The 18592-nt window shown below is 44.4% G+C and carries 12 protein-coding genes and 1 other RNA gene; 5 read left to right on the forward strand and 8 right to left on the reverse strand.

The genetic code is table 11. The features are described 5' to 3' along the window. Nucleotides 1–46: 46 nt before the first annotated feature. From QWZ04_RS08850 to QWZ04_RS08870, 5 genes are all read right to left on the reverse strand, one after another. On the reverse strand, nucleotides 47–778 hold the full coding sequence (locus tag QWZ04_RS08850) for a hypothetical protein (RefSeq protein ID WP_290327088.1): 732 nt from the start codon (nucleotides 776–778) through the stop codon (nucleotides 47–49). Nucleotides 779–804: 26 nt separating this feature from the next. After that, a complete protein-coding gene (locus tag QWZ04_RS08855; protein WP_290327090.1) occupies nucleotides 805–1656 on the reverse strand; it encodes a hypothetical protein in 852 nt (283 codons plus the stop codon). Between the two features lie 379 nt (nucleotides 1657–2035). Then, an RNA gene (ffs, locus tag QWZ04_RS08860) (signal recognition particle sRNA small type) lies at nucleotides 2036–2132 on the reverse strand. A 138-nt stretch (nucleotides 2133–2270) separates the two neighbouring features. Next, entirely contained in the window at nucleotides 2271–4235 is a 1965-nt protein-coding gene (locus QWZ04_RS08865) for a diguanylate cyclase (RefSeq protein ID WP_290327092.1), read from the reverse strand. A 134-nt stretch (nucleotides 4236–4369) separates the two neighbouring features. Next, nucleotides 4370–5113: a VP0952 family biofilm-associated protein gene (locus tag QWZ04_RS08870; RefSeq protein ID WP_290327095.1), complete on the reverse strand. Its 744-nt coding sequence runs from the start codon at nucleotides 5111–5113 to the stop codon at nucleotides 4370–4372. A gap of 41 nt (nucleotides 5114–5154) precedes the next feature. On the opposite strand from QWZ04_RS08870, the gene QWZ04_RS08875 reads away from it, so the two are divergent. Next, on the forward strand, nucleotides 5155–5457 hold the full coding sequence (locus QWZ04_RS08875) for an MGMT family protein (RefSeq protein ID WP_290327097.1): 303 nt from the start codon (nucleotides 5155–5157) through the stop codon (nucleotides 5455–5457). Nucleotides 5458–5486: 29 nt separating this feature from the next. Here the strand turns inward: QWZ04_RS08875 and QWZ04_RS08880 are convergent, their stop codons facing one another. Continuing rightward, a complete protein-coding gene (locus QWZ04_RS08880; RefSeq protein WP_290327098.1) occupies nucleotides 5487–5927 on the reverse strand; it encodes a YbaY family lipoprotein in 441 nt (146 codons plus the stop codon). Between the two features lie 103 nt (nucleotides 5928–6030). Between QWZ04_RS08880 and tesB the strand changes: the two genes are divergently transcribed. Continuing rightward, complete coding sequence (gene tesB, locus QWZ04_RS08885) at nucleotides 6031–6891, forward strand: acyl-CoA thioesterase II (RefSeq protein WP_290327100.1); 861 nt, start codon at nucleotides 6031–6033, stop codon at nucleotides 6889–6891. Nucleotides 6892–6978: 87 nt separating this feature from the next. Here tesB and QWZ04_RS08890 read toward each other — a convergent pair whose 3' ends face one another. Further along, nucleotides 6979–10032, reverse strand: coding sequence for a hypothetical protein (locus QWZ04_RS08890; RefSeq protein WP_290327102.1), 3054 nt, complete (start codon nucleotides 10030–10032; stop codon nucleotides 6979–6981). 326 nt (nucleotides 10033–10358) lie between these two features. Continuing rightward, entirely contained in the window at nucleotides 10359–10826 is a 468-nt protein-coding gene (locus tag QWZ04_RS08895) for an Lrp/AsnC family transcriptional regulator (protein WP_290327105.1), read from the reverse strand. A 348-nt stretch (nucleotides 10827–11174) separates the two neighbouring features. On the opposite strand from QWZ04_RS08895, the gene QWZ04_RS08900 reads away from it, so the two are divergent. The 3 genes from QWZ04_RS08900 to QWZ04_RS08910 all read left to right on the forward strand — a co-directional run bounded on the left by QWZ04_RS08900 (nucleotide 11175) and on the right by QWZ04_RS08910 (nucleotide 18557). After that, nucleotides 11175–12473 (forward strand): L-cysteine desulfidase family protein, encoded by a 1299-nt coding sequence (locus QWZ04_RS08900; RefSeq protein ID WP_290327107.1) that lies wholly within the window; start codon nucleotides 11175–11177, stop codon nucleotides 12471–12473. Nucleotides 12474–13184: 711 nt separating this feature from the next. Further along, a complete protein-coding gene (locus tag QWZ04_RS08905) occupies nucleotides 13185–14444 on the forward strand; it encodes an SLC5/6 family protein (protein WP_435433599.1) in 1260 nt (419 codons plus the stop codon). Nucleotides 14445–14645: 201 nt separating this feature from the next. Beyond that, nucleotides 14646–18557 carry a midas domain-containing protein gene (locus QWZ04_RS08910; protein ID WP_290327111.1) on the forward strand — a complete coding sequence of 1304 codons (3912 nt, stop codon included), beginning with the start codon at nucleotides 14646–14648 and terminating at the stop codon, nucleotides 18555–18557. The last annotated feature ends 35 nt before the right edge of the window (nucleotides 18558–18592 follow it).

Raw genomic sequence — 18592 nt, forward strand, 5'->3', positions numbered from 1 at the left:
GGCAAAACTATGACAAAGGTAAAGCGGAATTAGAACGTGTGGTTAATTAGACGCTTACATTGTGCTGATCATAACGGTAGTGAAGAGAACTGATCTGTTTTCCAGAATTTGTGGTTTGGATCCGCGCCGCACGCCCCGTATTGGCGTTGTGTTCATACGTATTCACCAACCCATTGCCTAACACTTCTGAAAGGGTGTGGTTATAGGCATCGGTATCTCGACGCTGCCAATAGTAAATGTATTGCTGGCCGCCAACAGACGCTTCTAACTCCGCTTGGGTCAGCATCAATTGCAACTCATCCGCTTGACCAAATTGAGTAGGCGCGTTGTCGCAGGCCGCCCAGCGGTGGGTTAACGAAACGTGTTTTCCGCCGACATTTTTTGCATCTTGGCAATAAATGCCACTCAGTTGCGCAACCTGTTCCGAAAGACTGATCAGCTTGTCTGCTAAACCGGCAAAGTGTTTTTGCTTCTGCGAGGCCAATTTGGCGGCTTGGTCCAAATCATCGGCGGTATAAACCAACGCTTGCTTTGTTTTATCATCCGGTTGCGCGACAAAGACATCGTGTTCACTGTATAACGAACGCTGACCGTTACTGGCTGTTTTCACCACAAAGTCGTGCTCTTGCGTGGTTGCATGAGCAGAAAACTCCGCCTTAGTCACTGAAATTAGTGACGTGCTAAAAACGCGCTGGGTTCCCCTGTTGTGTGAATACCTGGAATCGAGGCGGTAAATGGGCCCTTTAACCACCGCTTCAATAGGAAAAGACGTCGGCACACCGATGATCACCCACCCCATCGGTTTTAGATAACAATCTCCCTCGGTATTACACCACTGGGTAAATTTGTGTTCATTACCCAGCAAGCCGACAGAAGCGGCGTCCAGTTGGTGGTTGAGTTTCGCAACTGTTGTGCTTTTTGTTTAAAATCGACCGCCTGTGTTTGATATCGTTCTGCGCGGGTAAGGTAGCCGTTGGCTTTCTCTAAGGCTAAGCGCAGAAGCTGACGAATTTCATGAATAAATTTATCGTTGGAGTAGTCATCGTCGGCCGCACTTCGTGGGCTTCGCACCGCCGATTGATAGCCGTAAGGGTTATATACGTACTCGACCTCAAGTCGCCCTGTGTTGTTTGCGCCCCCGTTTGGCCGGATTTCTCGTTGCAGGCGCTCAAAACCATCATAAGCATACCCGGTCGCCAGTCGTTCTTGCCCACTGGACACCGTCACTTGCTGAGTTAAGCCATTCGCATCGTAGGCGTACTCGGTGGTATTCCCATGTCCCGAGAAGCGAGATAACGTCCCTTGCGCCCCATTCTCATCATAAACCCAACGTGATGTTTGCCCGCCTTCTTGCTGAGTGAGCTTACGGCCAAGAGAGTCATATGTGAGCCGGGTTTCGGCCCCATTCGCATCACGTTTATAGGTTAATTCACCCAGTGCGTTGTATTGATAATGCCAAACGCCCATATCGGGATCATTGAGATCACTTCGGAAACCGAGGCTGTCATAACGTACATGGGTCGTATTGGATTTAGAGTCCGAGCTGCTGCGAAGTTTGCCATCTGGATAGTAACGATAGGTTTGGAAAGCGCCAAGAGGCTCATTCTTACGCAAAATGTAGCCCATTACATTGGTCGTAACGTCTCTCTTTTGCATTTTGGCATCGGTCGTCTCGGTTTTAAGCCCGTCATATCGGGTGGTAAACCGTGATCTATTGCCGTTTGTATCCGGCTCTGACTTACTTATTTCGCGGTTTAACACGTCGTAGTTAAAGGTGACAAACGGTGGCGTTTTAGTCAGATGTCTTAATCAGACACACACCAAATTGCATTGACCCACGCCACGTTCAATGAAGAGCGGCTATTTGCGAAAATCGCCTGATGTCTTCCTTTAAGAACTTTGTTTTGTGTGTCTTTAATACTTTAAAGGCAGGTTCCAGAATTTAGAACTATAATAAATAGGCTGTAACAAGTGGAATTTGAAAAGCTATAGATAGCAAAAAGCCGCTAATAAAAGCGGCTTTTTGAATGGGTGGAAGCCCCAGCCACATCCCGGCACACAAGTCACACGCTGCGGCTGCTCCCTTCCAGGCCTGACCGAGTTCACATGCTATTGTTGCGGGAGGACCAGGGCCTCCATAGATTCTATTTCTTTGCGAGCATCTCGCCAAAGAGTGAGGTGATTATCAGCCATCCCCATCCCCTTTGCAAGCTCAAAACTCTCGAAATTAGGGGTTTTGAGTTCAACTGCTTAACTATTATTCGTTTTAATCATTGTTTACTCTCTTGCTTGGTTGTGTACATGGCGTGATCGGCTTGCTTTAGCACTTCAGTCAGGCTTTGCGTATCTTGGCTGATGTCAGATACACCGACGGCAACCGAAATTGAATACTTGTTGCCCGAATGTGTGACATAGAAATGTTCGAGTTTTCTGACCATAGACTGCACAACAAACTCGTTACCGTCGCCCACTAATATAAACTCATCTCCGCCGATTCGGTAGCCATTACCATCCCAATATTTCATGACAATTCTGGCCAGTTTTTTTAATACTGCATCGCCCGCTTCATGGCCGAATGAATCGTTAATCACTTTAAACTGATTCACGTCCAAATAAATCAACCGTTGCTCGGCTTTAATGCCTCTTCGATATTTAGCGTACAGCGCTCGACGGTTTTTCAACCCTGTTAGGTTGTCGGTTTGAGACTGGATATAAAGAAAATAAGCCACTGCCACCATGAAAGAGAGCACAATAATGAACAACGCTTGCGCTCGGTTAGAGAACTTTTTCTGCAGGCTTAGCGTTGTTCGCCAATCCGGCTTCTTGTCATAGCTGTTAATAATTTCATGTGTATCCAGCATTGTGATCGCACGAGAAAATAATGGCGCTAATTTACTGCCAAGCGTATTTTTTGCGAACCCTATAGCCACATCTGAGCGATAAAAACTGCCAATGGATTTAGCTTCAATAATGGGTAACATTTCAGACGAACTAAGTATCGAATTCAGTGCTGATGAATCCATGGCGGCGTAATCTATTTTGTTATCAATGAGCGAATCGATAAGCTGCTCGTCATCGTCAAAATAATGCAGCGGTTTTTGGGGCAATAATCGTGTCAGTAACTCATCGAAAATGGTGTCTCTCACCACACCTATCCGTTCTGATATCAGCTCAGATACGTGATGATATGCTCCTTCTTTGTAACCTAACCTCTTAACCACCATCGATTCTGGGTAATAATATGGCTCTGAAAAGTAGACATAGCTCCTCCGTTGTTCCGATATCGTGATCGGGGCGAGTACATCAATCTTCTTGTCTTCTAAATCCTGATTCATGCTTTCCCAGGTTTCATCGGCATCACTCACGATGTCACATTCGATGCCCAGTATTTTGCACGACTGAAGTAATATATCGGCGCTGATCCCGACAACTTCACCATTCCCTTTGTATTGGACGTATGGGTAGGAGGCATCAAGCTTAATTCTTAGCGGGCGATACAGCTTTAAATCACTTTGAGAAACAGACTTTCTCAGAGCTTTTCTTCGGATTTCAAATTGATACTGGCTAATGCTTCGTCTCAGATGTTTTTGAACCCCTTCAGAGTGGATAAAATCAACAAACTTCTCTAAAACACGTTCATGTTTGCCTGTAGGACGAATGATTGAAACCGGCTTTATAGACAGGTAATCGTTGAGCAATTGAGCCTCTAATCCAGCTAATAGCATCGGCTTCAGTTGATTGATGGCATCAACAACCCCATCAACCTCGCCACTTTCCAATAAAGTGATAGCATGGTTATGGCCTTGGTACTCTACGGTATTTATGTCCGGATAATGCTCTTCTATTAGCTGAGCGTATATTGTGTCTTTAGGCACGCCAACCGTACTCAACTCGCCCAAATCAATTTCGCTGTAACTGTAGAGGTAGGTGTATTCAATATTGGTCGGTTTAGAATAGTCGAACCGCTTTGCGCGATCGACCGTATAGGTGACGTTAGCAGCAAAGTCACTGTCACCTTTTTCCACAGAATCTAGGATGGCGTCGAAACTTGGGTAGTCTCGATAAACAATGTGAATCGGAAACTCTTGTTCGATAGCGCGAAAAAGAACCCGAGACACCACATCGTCGGCTTCGACTGCGACCACATAAGTTGGGCGCGGCTGATTACTCGCTGCGATGGAAGGCAAACTCCACCCAAGCAACAGCAAGCAAGTTAATGCTAGTTTTAAAGCCACTGACTGACCTCTATATTTTTAGAATACCGCACTCTTATCGGTGCAATTTATACTCTTATTATGGCCTATTTTTTTAAACTGTACACTATTCTAAAAGGCTCATTTTGTACTGATTTGGAACGAGTTCTAGAGTTTTACCTTTCGTTTTCATCCTCATCGTTACTTCGTAATACAAAATCAGTAGCCCAAGCGGTACCAAGGAAGAAGATCCACACGACAAATACCGGGTTAGGTACATCGATTTCGGGCATGGCGACAATGGCAGCAAAACCAACCGTAGGCAGTGTCCAGCAAAGTAATTTATTCCATTTGAATTGACTAAGTTTCGGCAAGGTTTCCGCAGAGGCGATAATGCCAACGATACACAGGGCAATCAGCGCGGCATGAGTCCAACCCGCTATCCACAATGCTAAAATAAGCGCAAGCGACCACCAGCTATGCTGCGAAGAGGGTTTCCAGTGTCGAGCTGCGAACCACGCAACCATCACTGATAGTATTTGGACTAAGGTAACCATCCAATTTCCCTCTATTTTTCCCTCGGCCTGTGTGACCATGATGCCCAGCTCCATGGTGCAAATTACAGCAGCGCTGGTAATAAGAACGTAAATGCTACTTCGTTTAGAAAACGTGACCATCAAAAGGGGGAATAGAATCCAAACACTGAGTGACAACGCGATGGGCTGGTGAGGCAAAGTAAACCCATAGACCGCCATTGAGCCCAGCAATAAAAACCCAGCAACGCCACTTTGTGGCAATATCCATAATGCTGGAATGATCAATGCGAGCACCGGAACATCACCGCCGCTCACACTTAATGTGCGCGCACACACGATGGCTAACAAAGTGGTGATGACAAACTGTACAATTGAAACTACCATTGCGTCTCCTCTCTTCCCTAGACGAATAAGACCTTTTCAGTATGGATCAGTTTCTAGTACAAATCTTTGCAGTAATTCACCAAATTCCATCAGGAAAAGTAACAACGTACGGAAAAATAGCGCAATTATCCGGGTATCCGGGCTATGCGCGCCACGTTGGTAAAGCCTTAGGCAACCTACCGGAGGGATCAAAACTTCCATGGTATCGAGTCATTAATAGCCAAGGAAAAATTTCATTGAAGGGCGATGATTTGGAAAGACAACGAGCTTTTCTTTTAAAAGAGGGGATCGAGGTGACGCCAGCTGGGCGTGTTTCGTTAAAAAAATATCAGTGGCAACCCTAGTCACCACTGACACCTTAATAATTTGTCACTTAGTTGCTGCTAACGCCCACCAGCCTTAGGTTCGCGTTGTCTGTTTTATTTTCATCCGTTAAGACTGGGTAAATGGTATCTGAGATGAAACGTAACTTACCATTCACTTCAATGCGTGCGCTAATGGTGTAACGATGGTTTTTAATGATCTTGCTTGGATCGTAGTCGATCTGAAAGGCAAATGGAGATTGAAAACCTTGAGATTCAAATTCGGTCTCAGCGATCACAACCGAAGGTGCATCAGCCAATGAAATATCTTCCAACTTAACGGTGATCACCGCATCTTCTGGCAGCGCAATTCGCTCGCGGTAAGACACCATGCCAATCACTGTCGCGTATTCTACTTGCTGTTCTACTTTTGGCTCTTCTTTCGTGGTTTGACAGCCCACTAGCGCAAAACCAAGTATCGCAGGTAATAACATCCATGATTTATTCTTCATTCTACTTCGCCACTTATTTTGAGATATGTGCCAGAGTATATTCATGCCTTGTGTTTTGTCTCTATCCAAGGTATTAATTTGACATAAACATGACGGAGGTACGATGAGTAAACCACTTAATGAATTGCTGGAACTGTTGCAGCTTGAACAGCTAGAAAAAGGGCTGTTTAGAGGGCAAAGTGAAAACTTAGGGCTTCCACAAGTCTACGGAGGTCAAGTCATTGGACAGGCGCTCTCTGCAGCTCGCTATACCGTTGAAAGCGACCGAACGGTGCATTCGTTCCACAGCTACTTTCTTCACCCAGGAGACCCTGAAAGGCCAATTATCTATGATGTAGAAAATCTTCGTGATGGCCGTAGCTTGAGCACTCGCCGTGTTAAAGCGATTCAAAATGGCCGACCAATTTTCTACCTCACGGCGTCTTACCACGGTGAAGCAGAGGGTCACGAACATCAGAACACCATGCCAAATGTACCGGGGCCTGAGAACTTTGCATCAGAGTCAGAACTGGCGGCGAAGATTTCAGATTACTTGCCCGAGCAATTGCGCTCTATTTTCTGTGGTGAAAAGCCAATTCAAGTACGCCCAGTGACCGTCATCAACCCACTAAAACCTGAAAAAGCAGAGCCAACTCAATATCTGTGGATTAAGGCCAACGGTGAGGTACCAGATAATCAGCTCATCCACCAATATTTGTTGGCGTATGCGTCAGATTGGGGTTTCTTAGTGACTGCACTTCATCCACACGGCGTTACCCTGCTAACGCCTAAGTTTCAAGTGGCAACCATTGATCATTCTATGTGGTTCCACCGTCCGTTCAAGATGGACGAATGGCTGCTTTATTCTATCGAGAGCCCAACCGCAAGCAGTGGCCGCGGCTTAGTTCGAGGAGAGCTGTTTGCTCAAGATGGCACCATGGTTGCGTCGGCCATTCAAGAAGGTGTGATGCGCTTTAATAAGTAGTTTTTATTCGGTGTTAAAGACAATTCGGTGTTAAAAACAATAACGGCGACCAATAAGGTCGCCGTTTTTTTTGTTTCAAATCGCGATTTAGTTACTAATATCAATATTCACGAGCGACCATTCATAGATCTTCGAGGCCTTAGAGCTATCTCTGTACAACCCACCATCAGGTGTCTGAATGAACTTACGAGCGCCGTATCGCGCAATAATAATCGGAGCCGTAGCCTTCCAGTTCCCTTTTTTGGGAATAGCCTCATTTTCCGGCAAGCTATAAATCGTCATCGTTCTCGTTGTTGGTCCATTGGTGCATAAACCATCACTACTAAACTCTATTGGCTTAGGTGCGTCTTCACAGCCATCGTTACGAGTGACATAGAAAAATGCAGCAGAAGCGCCTTTACGTACATCACCCTCTAAATAGATTCGAATGAGTAAACGAACACCAGGGCCGTACTGTTTAATATCCGCTTCAGTTGGCTTAACAACCTTTACCCCTTTAAGCCACAAACGGCTCTCTTTTAGATTAGTTGCCCCACTACCCAGTTTAGATACCAAGGTGACTTTCTTATTCGAAGGTGTAAAGGCAATGTCGCTAGACCAATCCGCTTCTGCTGCCAAAGGGGGGCCTATCTTTACCCTGAAGTCTTTTGATGCCGCCAAGTAATTATCACTTTCGGCTTCGTACACGGTAAATAGCTGATAGTCATTAATACGAGATAGTGCTGCATCCCTAAGCACGTACTCACCCGTCAATGGATTGGAGATATGAGCCAGTTTGTTATATGGATTAGAAGTAAATCGACGATTCCCGATCGCTTGAGACTCAATATTGAGCTTAAAGGTCTTTCGAGGGTTATAGTGAGCAACGTTCGTTCCTACTTTAATTTCAGGGTGTGGCGCTTTCTTAATGGTGCCATTTGCTGAGAAGTTTAAAGGTTCATAGTTGCCAGATTCCGCCGTAACATTCAGTTCAAAATACCCTGCTTTTTGAATCGAGACTTCACCGGTCTGTGAATTAAGTAAGCTCACGATTCCGCGATATTGCTCTGGTAATGTGTACATCAACTTAACTGGTTCTGATGCCAATACGGTTATATCTCTTTCTTCAGTCGGAAATAACTTGGCGTTCTTTTTATAAACGCTGGATTGATAGCTGGCACTCATTGTTAACTTGGCTTTATGCACGATAACATCATAGCTAATACTGGTGCTTTTAAAGCCCGAAGTTCCAGAGTCAGTTACCGTAACACGAGTTTTACCCGCTTTAAGCATAGACATAGTGCCGGTATTTTTATCCAACGATACCACGCCGTCTTTTTCATGCCCGGCCGCCAATGCGTAGCTTAGCTTGCCAGTAACACCCTCTATTGATAAAGGATTAATATTCTTCGTACTACTCCAGACACCCTCGGCGCTTTTTGTATCGCCCTTAATCGTTAGCCTGCTGCTGCCCGCCGTTACATATAGCTTGAATGAAGCAGGATCCGAAGGAAGATAATTGTCGTCTCCTTTCATTCTTACAGAGATGTTCGTTTCGCCGGCCTTCTTTACAGATAGATAAGTTCTGTTATACGAAATAGCAACGGATTCATCCGAAATAGAAACCAATTCAATGGATCGTTCAAGCTTAGGGAGCTTTTCATTTAGCTCGATGAATAGATCTTTTTTGTACACTTCATTTAAGCTTGGCAACTCACGTAAGCGTGCTGGCTTGGCTTTTTTTACGTGTACCTTAAACGTTTTACTGAATCGTTGATAATTGGGTCCGCCATCATCCGTCACGGTTAATTCATAATCACCAGCTCGAGTTATTCTGAATTGTTCTAAATCCGAATTCCATGTCGCATTATTTGTAGAATGTGCGCTCAATTCACCTTTCCTGTCCGCCGGGTCGACTTTAAGCACTAAGTCTGGAGAATAAGTCAGATAAGTAGTCGGTATGGTTAGACCTAGATGAATGCTTGGGGAAATGGTGACATCAATATCTCTCGACCATGTGAGGTACTTATCACCTTCTGGGATAGTCAACTTAAGCTTCACCACACCAGCGTTGATCATCTTAGGTAGTTTACTTTCTTGATCGATCAGCAGGACATTCTGGCCCTCAGGTACCGAATATTCGATTCCCGTTAAGTTACTTCCTGAAAGTGTCGGATCGAACACCAACCCTGGCTCGTAATCCAAGTAATTTTGGTGCGCCTGCAAAAAGGCGGGGTTAGTCCCTTTCGTAATCGTAACGTCAAAGCTCACCGTTTCAGTGGTTTTACTAAACCCCTGAGGATAAGTTACCGTGACGTCCACTTTCGCACTTCCAGCTTTTAATACTGTGATGAAGCCCGTTATCTGGTTCACTTCAATCACGTCTTTCGTGCTGCCTGCATTCATGGAAAATGCCACCGACTCTGTCTTGCTTCCGCTTAACCGATAAGCTTGAAGAGTCATTTGGTCGCGATAGGTTCCTTTCAAGGGTGCATATGAAAGCTCATTTGGATTAACCGCCGTAATGGTTACTGGAACTTCAACCGCTTTGGCCGCATAAAGCTCATTGCCATCATCGGTTACCAACACCTTCGCTTCACCTGGTTGGCCTTTCGCTTTTATTGTGCCAAAAGCATCAACGGTAATGAGTTTCTCATAGCCTTTTACGACAACGACCTTGGTCTGCCCTTTTGCACCCTGAATATCGAGTCGTTTTTCAGCATTGTCACCAAGTGTTGCCAAATTTAAACGACTAATGGAGAGATCTTTGTTGTCACCCTTTTTGATGGTCAACGTAAACGAATCTTTCGCGGTTTCAAAGCCGTCTTTAATATCTTCAACGGTAACAGTAACCACCCCAGCCTGCGTGATCAATAAACCACCATCATTGCGTTCACTAGCAATGTGTCTCGCATCGACACTCAGTTTTAAGTTACCAATTCTACCTTTTACGTAAGGAAAAAAGCGTTGCCCGTATCCTGTAAATTCAATTTCGGCATCTTCAACCGAAATACTCGCTCTTTGAGCGGCCTTGACCGGAGGCGTTGTGATTGATGGTGATGGTGATGGTGCAGATGATCCACCATCCCCACCACCGCAGCCTGCGAGAGCTGAAGCCAGAATAATTGGCGAAAAAATACGTAAGAAAGTCTGTTTATACATTTATATATACCGTTACAAGTTGATACATTTGGTGAGCGGCGAGAATGTAACACGTGTTTTACGCACGGCAATAGTAAGGTTTTGTAAGCCAAATGTAAGGATGTGTCGTCAAAGAAGAGTGAACACCCTATGCACTACAGGTATGGATATTAAGCCCGTACATTAGGTGAATCTTATGCGCTTGAATTGGCGGAGCTTTGATAGGGATAATGGAGAAGATGTACCTACTCTCCCCCATTAATCGCCTTAAAACATGAAATGGATTGGGTATTTTTTGCCACTTTTTTCATTCTCATTAATGAGAATATTTTCATTGAATACATAAGTCACAGCGGTAAAACAGTGCTCGATTTCAACGACTCCATAGCAAAGGTAGACGTAACGTTAGTAATACCATCAACTCGGTTAACGAGCTGCTTATAAAAATTATCAAACGCTTTCATATCCTCGACTAATACACGCATCATGTAATCGTATTCCCCTGCCATTCGGTAGAACTCCATCACTTCTGGTAGTTCAACAACGGTTTCGACAAATTGTTCATACCATTCGTGAGAGTGGTCACTGGTTTTTACCTGAACGAACGCTGTAAAGGATAAACCCAGTTTTTCAGGATCGAGCAGCGCAACTCGCTTTTTGATTACTCCCTCTTCTTCAAGTCGCTTTAACCGCTTCCAACAAGGCGTAGTGGTTAAGTTAACTTGCTCAGCGAGTTCACTTAAGGGCTGAGTGCAATCTTTTTGCAGCATGGTTAGCAGCTGGCTATCGACTTTATCTAGCTTAGTTTTATGCATATTGAATAGAACTTAGAAAAATTTGCTACTGATGGCTCATGTAAACACAAGCAGGAGACTCCGCACTTTTATAATTGTTTTACTCTTGTTCTTCAAATTAGGTGAATATTTTCGTGATCTACAATAGAAAATTTGAGCATATTTTGTGACAAAGGTAGCAAAGTGATACCCAGGTGAAACTTATGTAGAATAAATTACTCCATTTTGAGTAAATAATAGAAATAATTGAAATAACTTTCTTCCCGTCTAATCGTATAGTTATCCCATAACAAAAAGACACCATAACCAAGCGGGTGTGGTCTTTAATGCTATTCAGCATTCATATTGAGCATGTTAAAGGTAATTCAAATGAAAAAGCATCTTTGGGATTCATTCGTTTCTGTTGTTAAACGTGAAGTTGTTCCAGCACTTGGTTGCACCGAGCCTGTGTCGGTTGCGCTTGCTACCTCGATTGCTGTCGAGAAACTCGGCATCAAAGATGTCACAGATAAAATTACAATCTGCGTTTCTGTCTCTCCGAATTTAATGAAAAATGGCATGGGTGTGGGTATTCCAGGAACCGGAATGGTTGGACTCCCTGTTGCTGCTGCTATCGGCGCGCTCGCAGGGGATCCAAGTGCAAAGCTGGAAGTGCTCAAAAATATCACCGCTAAAGATGTCGACAACGCAAAGATTATGCTTGAGCAAGACAGAGTCACCGTTGGTGTTGCGGATGTTAGTCATCTTTTATACGCAAAAGTAACGGTATTTTGTGGCGATGAAAACGTCTCGGTCACCATTGCAGACAGTCATACTGACGTGATTAGTATTGAAGAAAATGGCATGACCACATTCAGAGCCGAGAACAATTCAACAACTAAATCAGTCAAGACTGCCTCGCCATTTGAGGAAGCCGATGCACAAGACGTGTTCGACTTTGCTATCAACGCACCATTATCCGACATAGAGTTCATCGAACAAGCTTATACCCTAAATAGCGCCTTATCTGAAGAGGGGCTAACACACGATTATGGTCTGCAAATTGGCGCGACGTTCAAGCGAAATGAAGAGCGCGGTTTGTTATCTGGTGGGCTACTGACAGAAGTACTTAAGCGAACCTCTGCCGCTTCGGATGCTCGTATGGACGGCGCAATGAAAGCCGCCATGAGCAACTCTGGCTCAGGCAACCAAGGCATTGCCGCAACAATGCCTGTGGTTGCCGTGGCCGATTTTCTTAAATCCGACCGCGAACACCTGATTCGTGCGCTGATGCTTTCCCATTTAATGGCGATATACATAAAAAGTCACCAAAATAAGCTTTCAGCGTTATGTGGGGTAACCACAGCGTCAATGGGCGCAGTGTCGGGCATGACCTGGCTACTTGGTGGCACATTCCAGCAAATAAGTGATGCCATTTGTAGTATGATCGGTGATATTGCGGGTATGATCTGTGATGGAGCCAAAACAGGCTGCGCCATGAAAGTATCGTCTTCTGCGGGCGCTGCAGTTAAAGCCTGTTTAATGGCACTTGACGGCATTCGCGTAACAGGTAATGAGGGCATTGTTGCCAATGATGTGGAATCTTCCATCCAAAACCTAGCGGCACTTGCTAACGGGTCAATGACGCAAACGGATGTTCAGATCCTAGATATCATGGTAAGTAAATAAGTCCATCTGGCACTTAGCTCTGTGAGGAGAAACGCTTCGTAAAGAAAAGTCATCCAAACGGTACGTTTCATCTCCAGCACCCTCTTTTTTTTAAATTCTTAATGGCTCACTTCGGTGGGCCATTTTCACATCTACCAATCAGCTTCGCCATTAACAATCAAGCATTAGATTTAACAACAAATCATATTGAATTTAAGTTGCATAAAATGTGCACTGGGTTATTTTCTTCTGTGCTTTAACCACTGCATTTATTTTCTCTACAGACCTCGCTTAATTTCCTTCGATTCAGGCTAATTCTGGTTCTATTTTCAATTTTGTGAACTTGATAACATTTGTTTCATCCACCCTACCACCAAATAAAAAACCTGTTATATGAGCAAGTTCAAATAAACTTGCACTATAAATTAGCTCAAAAATGATCAAAGTCAACACCCGAAAAATTACACTACAAACCATGTTAAATGTAAGGTTTTTATTCTAGTAAAGCCACCACTTGCTAGTAATTATTAAAAACATTTTCTACTAAATCAGGAGTATGCTCGGAGTCAAATCAATCGACACTGCAACAGTAATTGCATGATATTAAATCAAGATTGATAACAAACATAAAAATAAAACCCTACACCTATATGGAAACGAATCATGAGTGAAGTTATAAATGCGACACCATCGAGTAACACTGCGAATCAACCGCTTCATGTAAAAGCGAATATGTCTGAAGGCGAATGGAAAAAAGCCATCAAGTTCGACAGCGTCGATCTTGGTTGGATTGTAATGAGTATCGGCATGGCTATTGGTGCTGGTATTGTGTTCCTACCCGTTCAAGTTGGCGTTATGGGCCTTTGGGTGTTTTTGCTTTCTTCTATTATTGGCTACCCAGCCATGTACCTTTTCCAAAAACTATTCATCAACACATTAGCAGAATCGAAAAAGTGCACCGACTACCCTGGTGTGATCAGCGGTTACCTTGGCAAAAACTGGGGCGTGGCACTAGGTGTGCTCTACTTTCTAATGCTGGTTATTTGGGTACTGGTCTATTCACTGGCCGTAACCAATGACAGTGCATCTTACCTGCATTCGTTTGGCATTACTGAGGGCCACTTAAACGACAATTCCTTTTACGGGTTAGCGTTAATTTGCATCTTGGCTTTCATCGGTTCAAAGGGTGAAAAACTGCTGTTCAAACTTTCGGGCTTCATGGCAGTAACCGTACTCACCCTAGTTGCCATCATGGGTGTGCTGTTGATTGCCCGCTGGGACATGAATAACATCCCTGAAATTGGCCAGTTTGGCTCTATGCTAAAAGATGCGATCATCACTCTACCCTTCACCTTGACATCGATTCTGTTTATTCAGTCTTTGAGCCCTATGGTGATCTCTTACCGCTCTCACGAGAAATCAATTGAAGTTGCTCGCTACAAAGCGTCTCGTGCGATGAAAATTGCGTTCTCAATTCTCTTTGTCATTGTGTTCTTCTTTGCTGTTTCATTTACTTTTGCTATTAGCCAAGAGCAAGCTGCAGAAGCAATGAACAAGAACATCTCTGCACTGGCTATTATTGCTCATTACTTCCCAGGTAGTTGGGCGACAGTGGCTGGCATCATTATTAATATCTTTGCTGTTGTGACCTCTTTCTTTGGTGTGTTCCTTGCGTTCCAGGAAGCGTGTAAAGGCCTAGCAATGAACGTTCTGATGCGTAAGTATGAGGAGTCTCAAATCAATAAGGCATTGGTGAACAAGTTAGTCACCGTATTCATTATCTTATTGGCTTGGTCTGCGATTGCCCTAAACGCACCTATCTTATCGTTCACTTCCATTTGTAGCCCGATCTTTGGCATGGTGGGCTGTTTAATTCCGGCCTACCTAGTGCACAAAGTCCCACACTTACATAAATATAAGGGCATGGCGACCAATCTCATTATTGTGACAGGTGTACTTCTATGCATTTCTCCTTTATTAGCATTTATGTAATTTAAACATAAGCTTAATTAAACGGCTCTTAACGGGCCGTTTTTTTATACCTAAAAAGGACTATTGAGTAAACTCACAGTATTAACATAAATCCAACAAATTCATTTCACTGAAACCTTGCATGACTACAATCTAATGGAGGCTTTTCTTATGTTCACTGCTCTTTGTTAGCGGTGATATCTATCTGTACAGGGACATACTATGAAACAAAAACAGTTGGTGATAGCGCTAGGCTTAACCTCCTCACTCGGCTTAGTCGGGTGTGGTGGGGGCAGTGACGGCGACAGTGATAACAAAGTAGCGGCAACCAAAACTTATAGCGTAAAAGCCATTGATGGTTATTTAAATGGCGCATTGGTTTGGTTGGATGTAAATGGAGACTTTCAAAATAACCCAGGGGAGCCTACGGCTACCTCTACAGCTGGAGGTAATGCCGTTCTCGATGTAACAGACGTGACTGACCCTGAAAAATATTCCGTCATCGTTCGTGCCATCAAAGGTAAGACGATCGATGAAGATACAAATAAAGTCGTCGCGGCTGATTATGTAATGTCGGCACCAGCAGGCCAAACTCATGTAACTCCCCTTTCAACGCTGGTGCATGTGGAATTAAAAAGAACCACTTCTGATGGTGATGACGAAGCAACCAAAGCGGCCGCACAAACCGCTGCAGAGAAAAAAATTGCGGGCCAACTTGGTATCCCTGAAGAAGACGTGCTGGGTGATTACGTAGCAGAGAACAAAGACGAAGCTGCAGTCGGCGCAAAAGCACTGGTTACCTCGGGTACACTGCCAACCAACCCTGTTGATTTAGAGAAGCAAACCACTTCTACAGGCAGTACCGATTTACTCACTGAAGCATCCACAATTAATGACAAAGTTAAAACTCAAATTCAAACCGTGAAAGATGCTACCCCGGCAGGAGAAACGCCGGTCATTGATACCATCATTGTGAACACAAATGGTGATGTCGATACCGACAGCGACAAAGATGGCGTACCTAACGCTGATGATGCGTTTGATGATGATCCAACCGAATGGGCAGATACCGATGGCGATGATATTGGTGATAATGCCGATACCGATAAAGATGGCGACGGCACGTTAGACGAAGACGATGCAATGCCTTATGACAAGGACGAAACGAAAGACACAGACAACGACGGCATTGGTGACAACGCTGATACCGATGACGACAACGATACACACCTAGACAGCGCGGATGCTTTCCCACTAGATGGTAAAGAATGGCTAGATACCGACAAAGACGGAACTGGTAACAACGCTGATACCGACGATGACGGCGACGATGTTCTAGATGCTGATGATGCTTTCCCTCTAGATAAAGACGAGTCCGTCGATACCGACGGCGACAAGATTGGTAACAACGCCGATGACGACGACGATGGCGACAAAGTCCTAGACGCTGATGATGCTTTCCCACTTGATAAAGACGAATCTGTAGATACCGACAAAGACGGAACCGGTAATAACGCTGATACCGATGATGATGGTGATAACGTCCTCGACGGCGATGACGCATTCCCACTTGATAAAGATGAATCCGTCGATACTGATGGCGACAAAATTGGTAATAACGCTGATACCGATGATGACGGAGACAAAGTCCTAGACGGTGACGATGCATTCCCTCTTGATAAAGACGAATCTGTTGATACTGATGGCGACAAAATTGGTAACAATGCCGACACTGATGATGATGGTGATGGCGTAAACGATGAAGATGATCTTGATCCTATCGACCCTGATATTGGCGCGCCACAAACAGCGGCCCTTATTAGCTTCATGCAGGAAAGCGTCAAACTGTATGTAGGGAACACAGATGAGGACGACGGCAAAGTCACTGGCGAGTTAGAAGAGTTCACTTTAGCCAATAACATTGCAACCGTAACGGCCCGTTACAGCATAGGTAAAGACGGAACGCTTACCGAAGAAACCGACGTAAAATCAGCTTCTGAAACGAATACTGACTTTAATAACTTGATATTACTAGAAAGTGGTTGGACTGCTTCTAGTGAAAATTACGAGCTGAAAATCGATGGCACACAAGTACAGCTTTATCCATCAGGTCAAAGTAACTTTGTTTACCAAGTTCAAGGCTCTGTAAAAGATCTTGCTAACTTGAATATTCATGATAATGCGGGGGAACTTAAAGATATCACAGAGCAAGCTGGTAGCTACCCATCAGGCTCTAAAGGCGCGATTGTTTCTCTGCTCACACTCGATGACAAGTACGAGCTGAAAAACGACAAAGTATGGTTCTGGCGCGGCACGGGGACAATAGAAGATGACGGCCAAAATGCGACTTCGTTAACTGAAATCATTGCGTCTGCTTCTGCAGGTGAAACGCCAGTGACCACCAGTGTTAAAGGTGTGTCTCTTGGCCGAGATATTGGTGCAGAACTTGTCGCTGGTGGTGTCGCCAATTTCTATACGATGAACTGGGGCAATGATGCAAGTGCAGCGAGCGATGGCACAGGTACGACCACACCGTTGACTTCAGCGCGTGTGGGCACAGGTACTTGGACACAAACCACCGTTAAAAATGAAGAAGTCATCACCATCAGCGTGCCTAAGTCGGTACAAGATACGTGGGGTGATAAATACCATTCGGGTGACTCACCTATCATGTCGATGTATCAAAATGCCCTTTACATTGGTCATTATTTGGCTGCGAATACCTCACGAGCTGACGACACTACGTTACTCATGAATGCTACCGCTAAGACTGCCATTTTGGGTGTGGTCGATATCCCATTAAATGTCTGCTCTCATCAAAGCAAATCTGATTTATCATTAGATTTGTCATCATTTGATAACGCCGTGTCAGCATGTGATGGACCAACTAAAGCCATTACATCCGAGATGATCTCAGGCAAAAACTTCCACCGTGTAAGAGGTAGCGGTGGCACTCGTGACTACAGCTTCAACGCTGATGGCACCGTGAAAGTCACCAAAGATAAAGACAGCGGTAACACCTACACATGGAGTTGGGTAATTGCAGGTGATTACGTTAAATTGTTTAACGACTGGGAAGAAGCAAACGAGACTTGGTATTGGGCAATCACCGATATCAAAGACAATCAATGGGCGCTTCTGACCTTTGAAGATCACGTTAACAAGCTCAATGCTGCAAGCAGCTACAAAGAACTATGGTCAACAAAAGTTACTGAGCAAGATCTTGATGCCGCTCCAGTCACGTGTACCGTAACAGAAAAAGACTCTGGTGGGACATATGCTGAGTTCGCCGCTGAACTGAAAGCGTGTTCCAATAAGCCGGATATGAATGTCGATGAGTTAACCACGGTCTACCGCATCAGTGGATCTAAAGAAACACGTGCGCACGTACTTAACCCTAACGGTAACATGCTGTATTTCCGTAACGGTGTTCCAAGAGACATGACGTGGGAAATGAACTCTGATGACATCATGGTTTGGAAAGAAAATGGCACTATTGTTGATTACCTCCGTGTCATTAAAGACCTAGGCAGCAGTTCAGATATAGCATTCTTCGCACCTGAAGAGAGTGAGGTTTGGGTTTCTACTCTGACCGATACCGAACCTTTTGGGAATGTACAGAACTGTAATACCGGTGATTCAGACTGGGATGATGCTAAAGATCGTCCAGTAGCCTTCACCACCTATGCGGCCTTCCAAACTTCATTTGATGGCTGTATAAATAGCAGCGTCAGAACCGCAACGTTTGTGGATAAGGAGCTACTTGATAAGACAATTAGCTTCCAAACCACGGACGAACGCCTGACGTTCAACCCTGATTATTCTGGCACGTTAAACGACATCAATGAAACCACTGGCGTGATTGAATCTACTCATAGCTTTACCTGGAGTATTCATGACGCAGACCGCGGGATATTGAAATTCGTTCTTACTTATTCGGACGATAATAATCAAAGCCAGACCTTGAACCAATACTTAGCCATCACAAGTTCAAACGGCATCGAATTTGCGATTAAAGGATTCTGGGATCACACTGCATGGGAAACAGAAAGTGATTACACCACTGGCCAAGGTGAGATCTTCTCTCGTACCTATTCACATCCGGATGCAAAATCAAAAATTGATGGATTGTAATCTTTATTAAGATATCAGACCTGAAATAAACCAAA

Source organism: Vibrio tapetis subsp. quintayensis (genome assembly GCF_030409945.1).
GTDB lineage: Bacteria > Pseudomonadota > Gammaproteobacteria > Enterobacterales > Vibrionaceae > Vibrio > Vibrio quintayensis.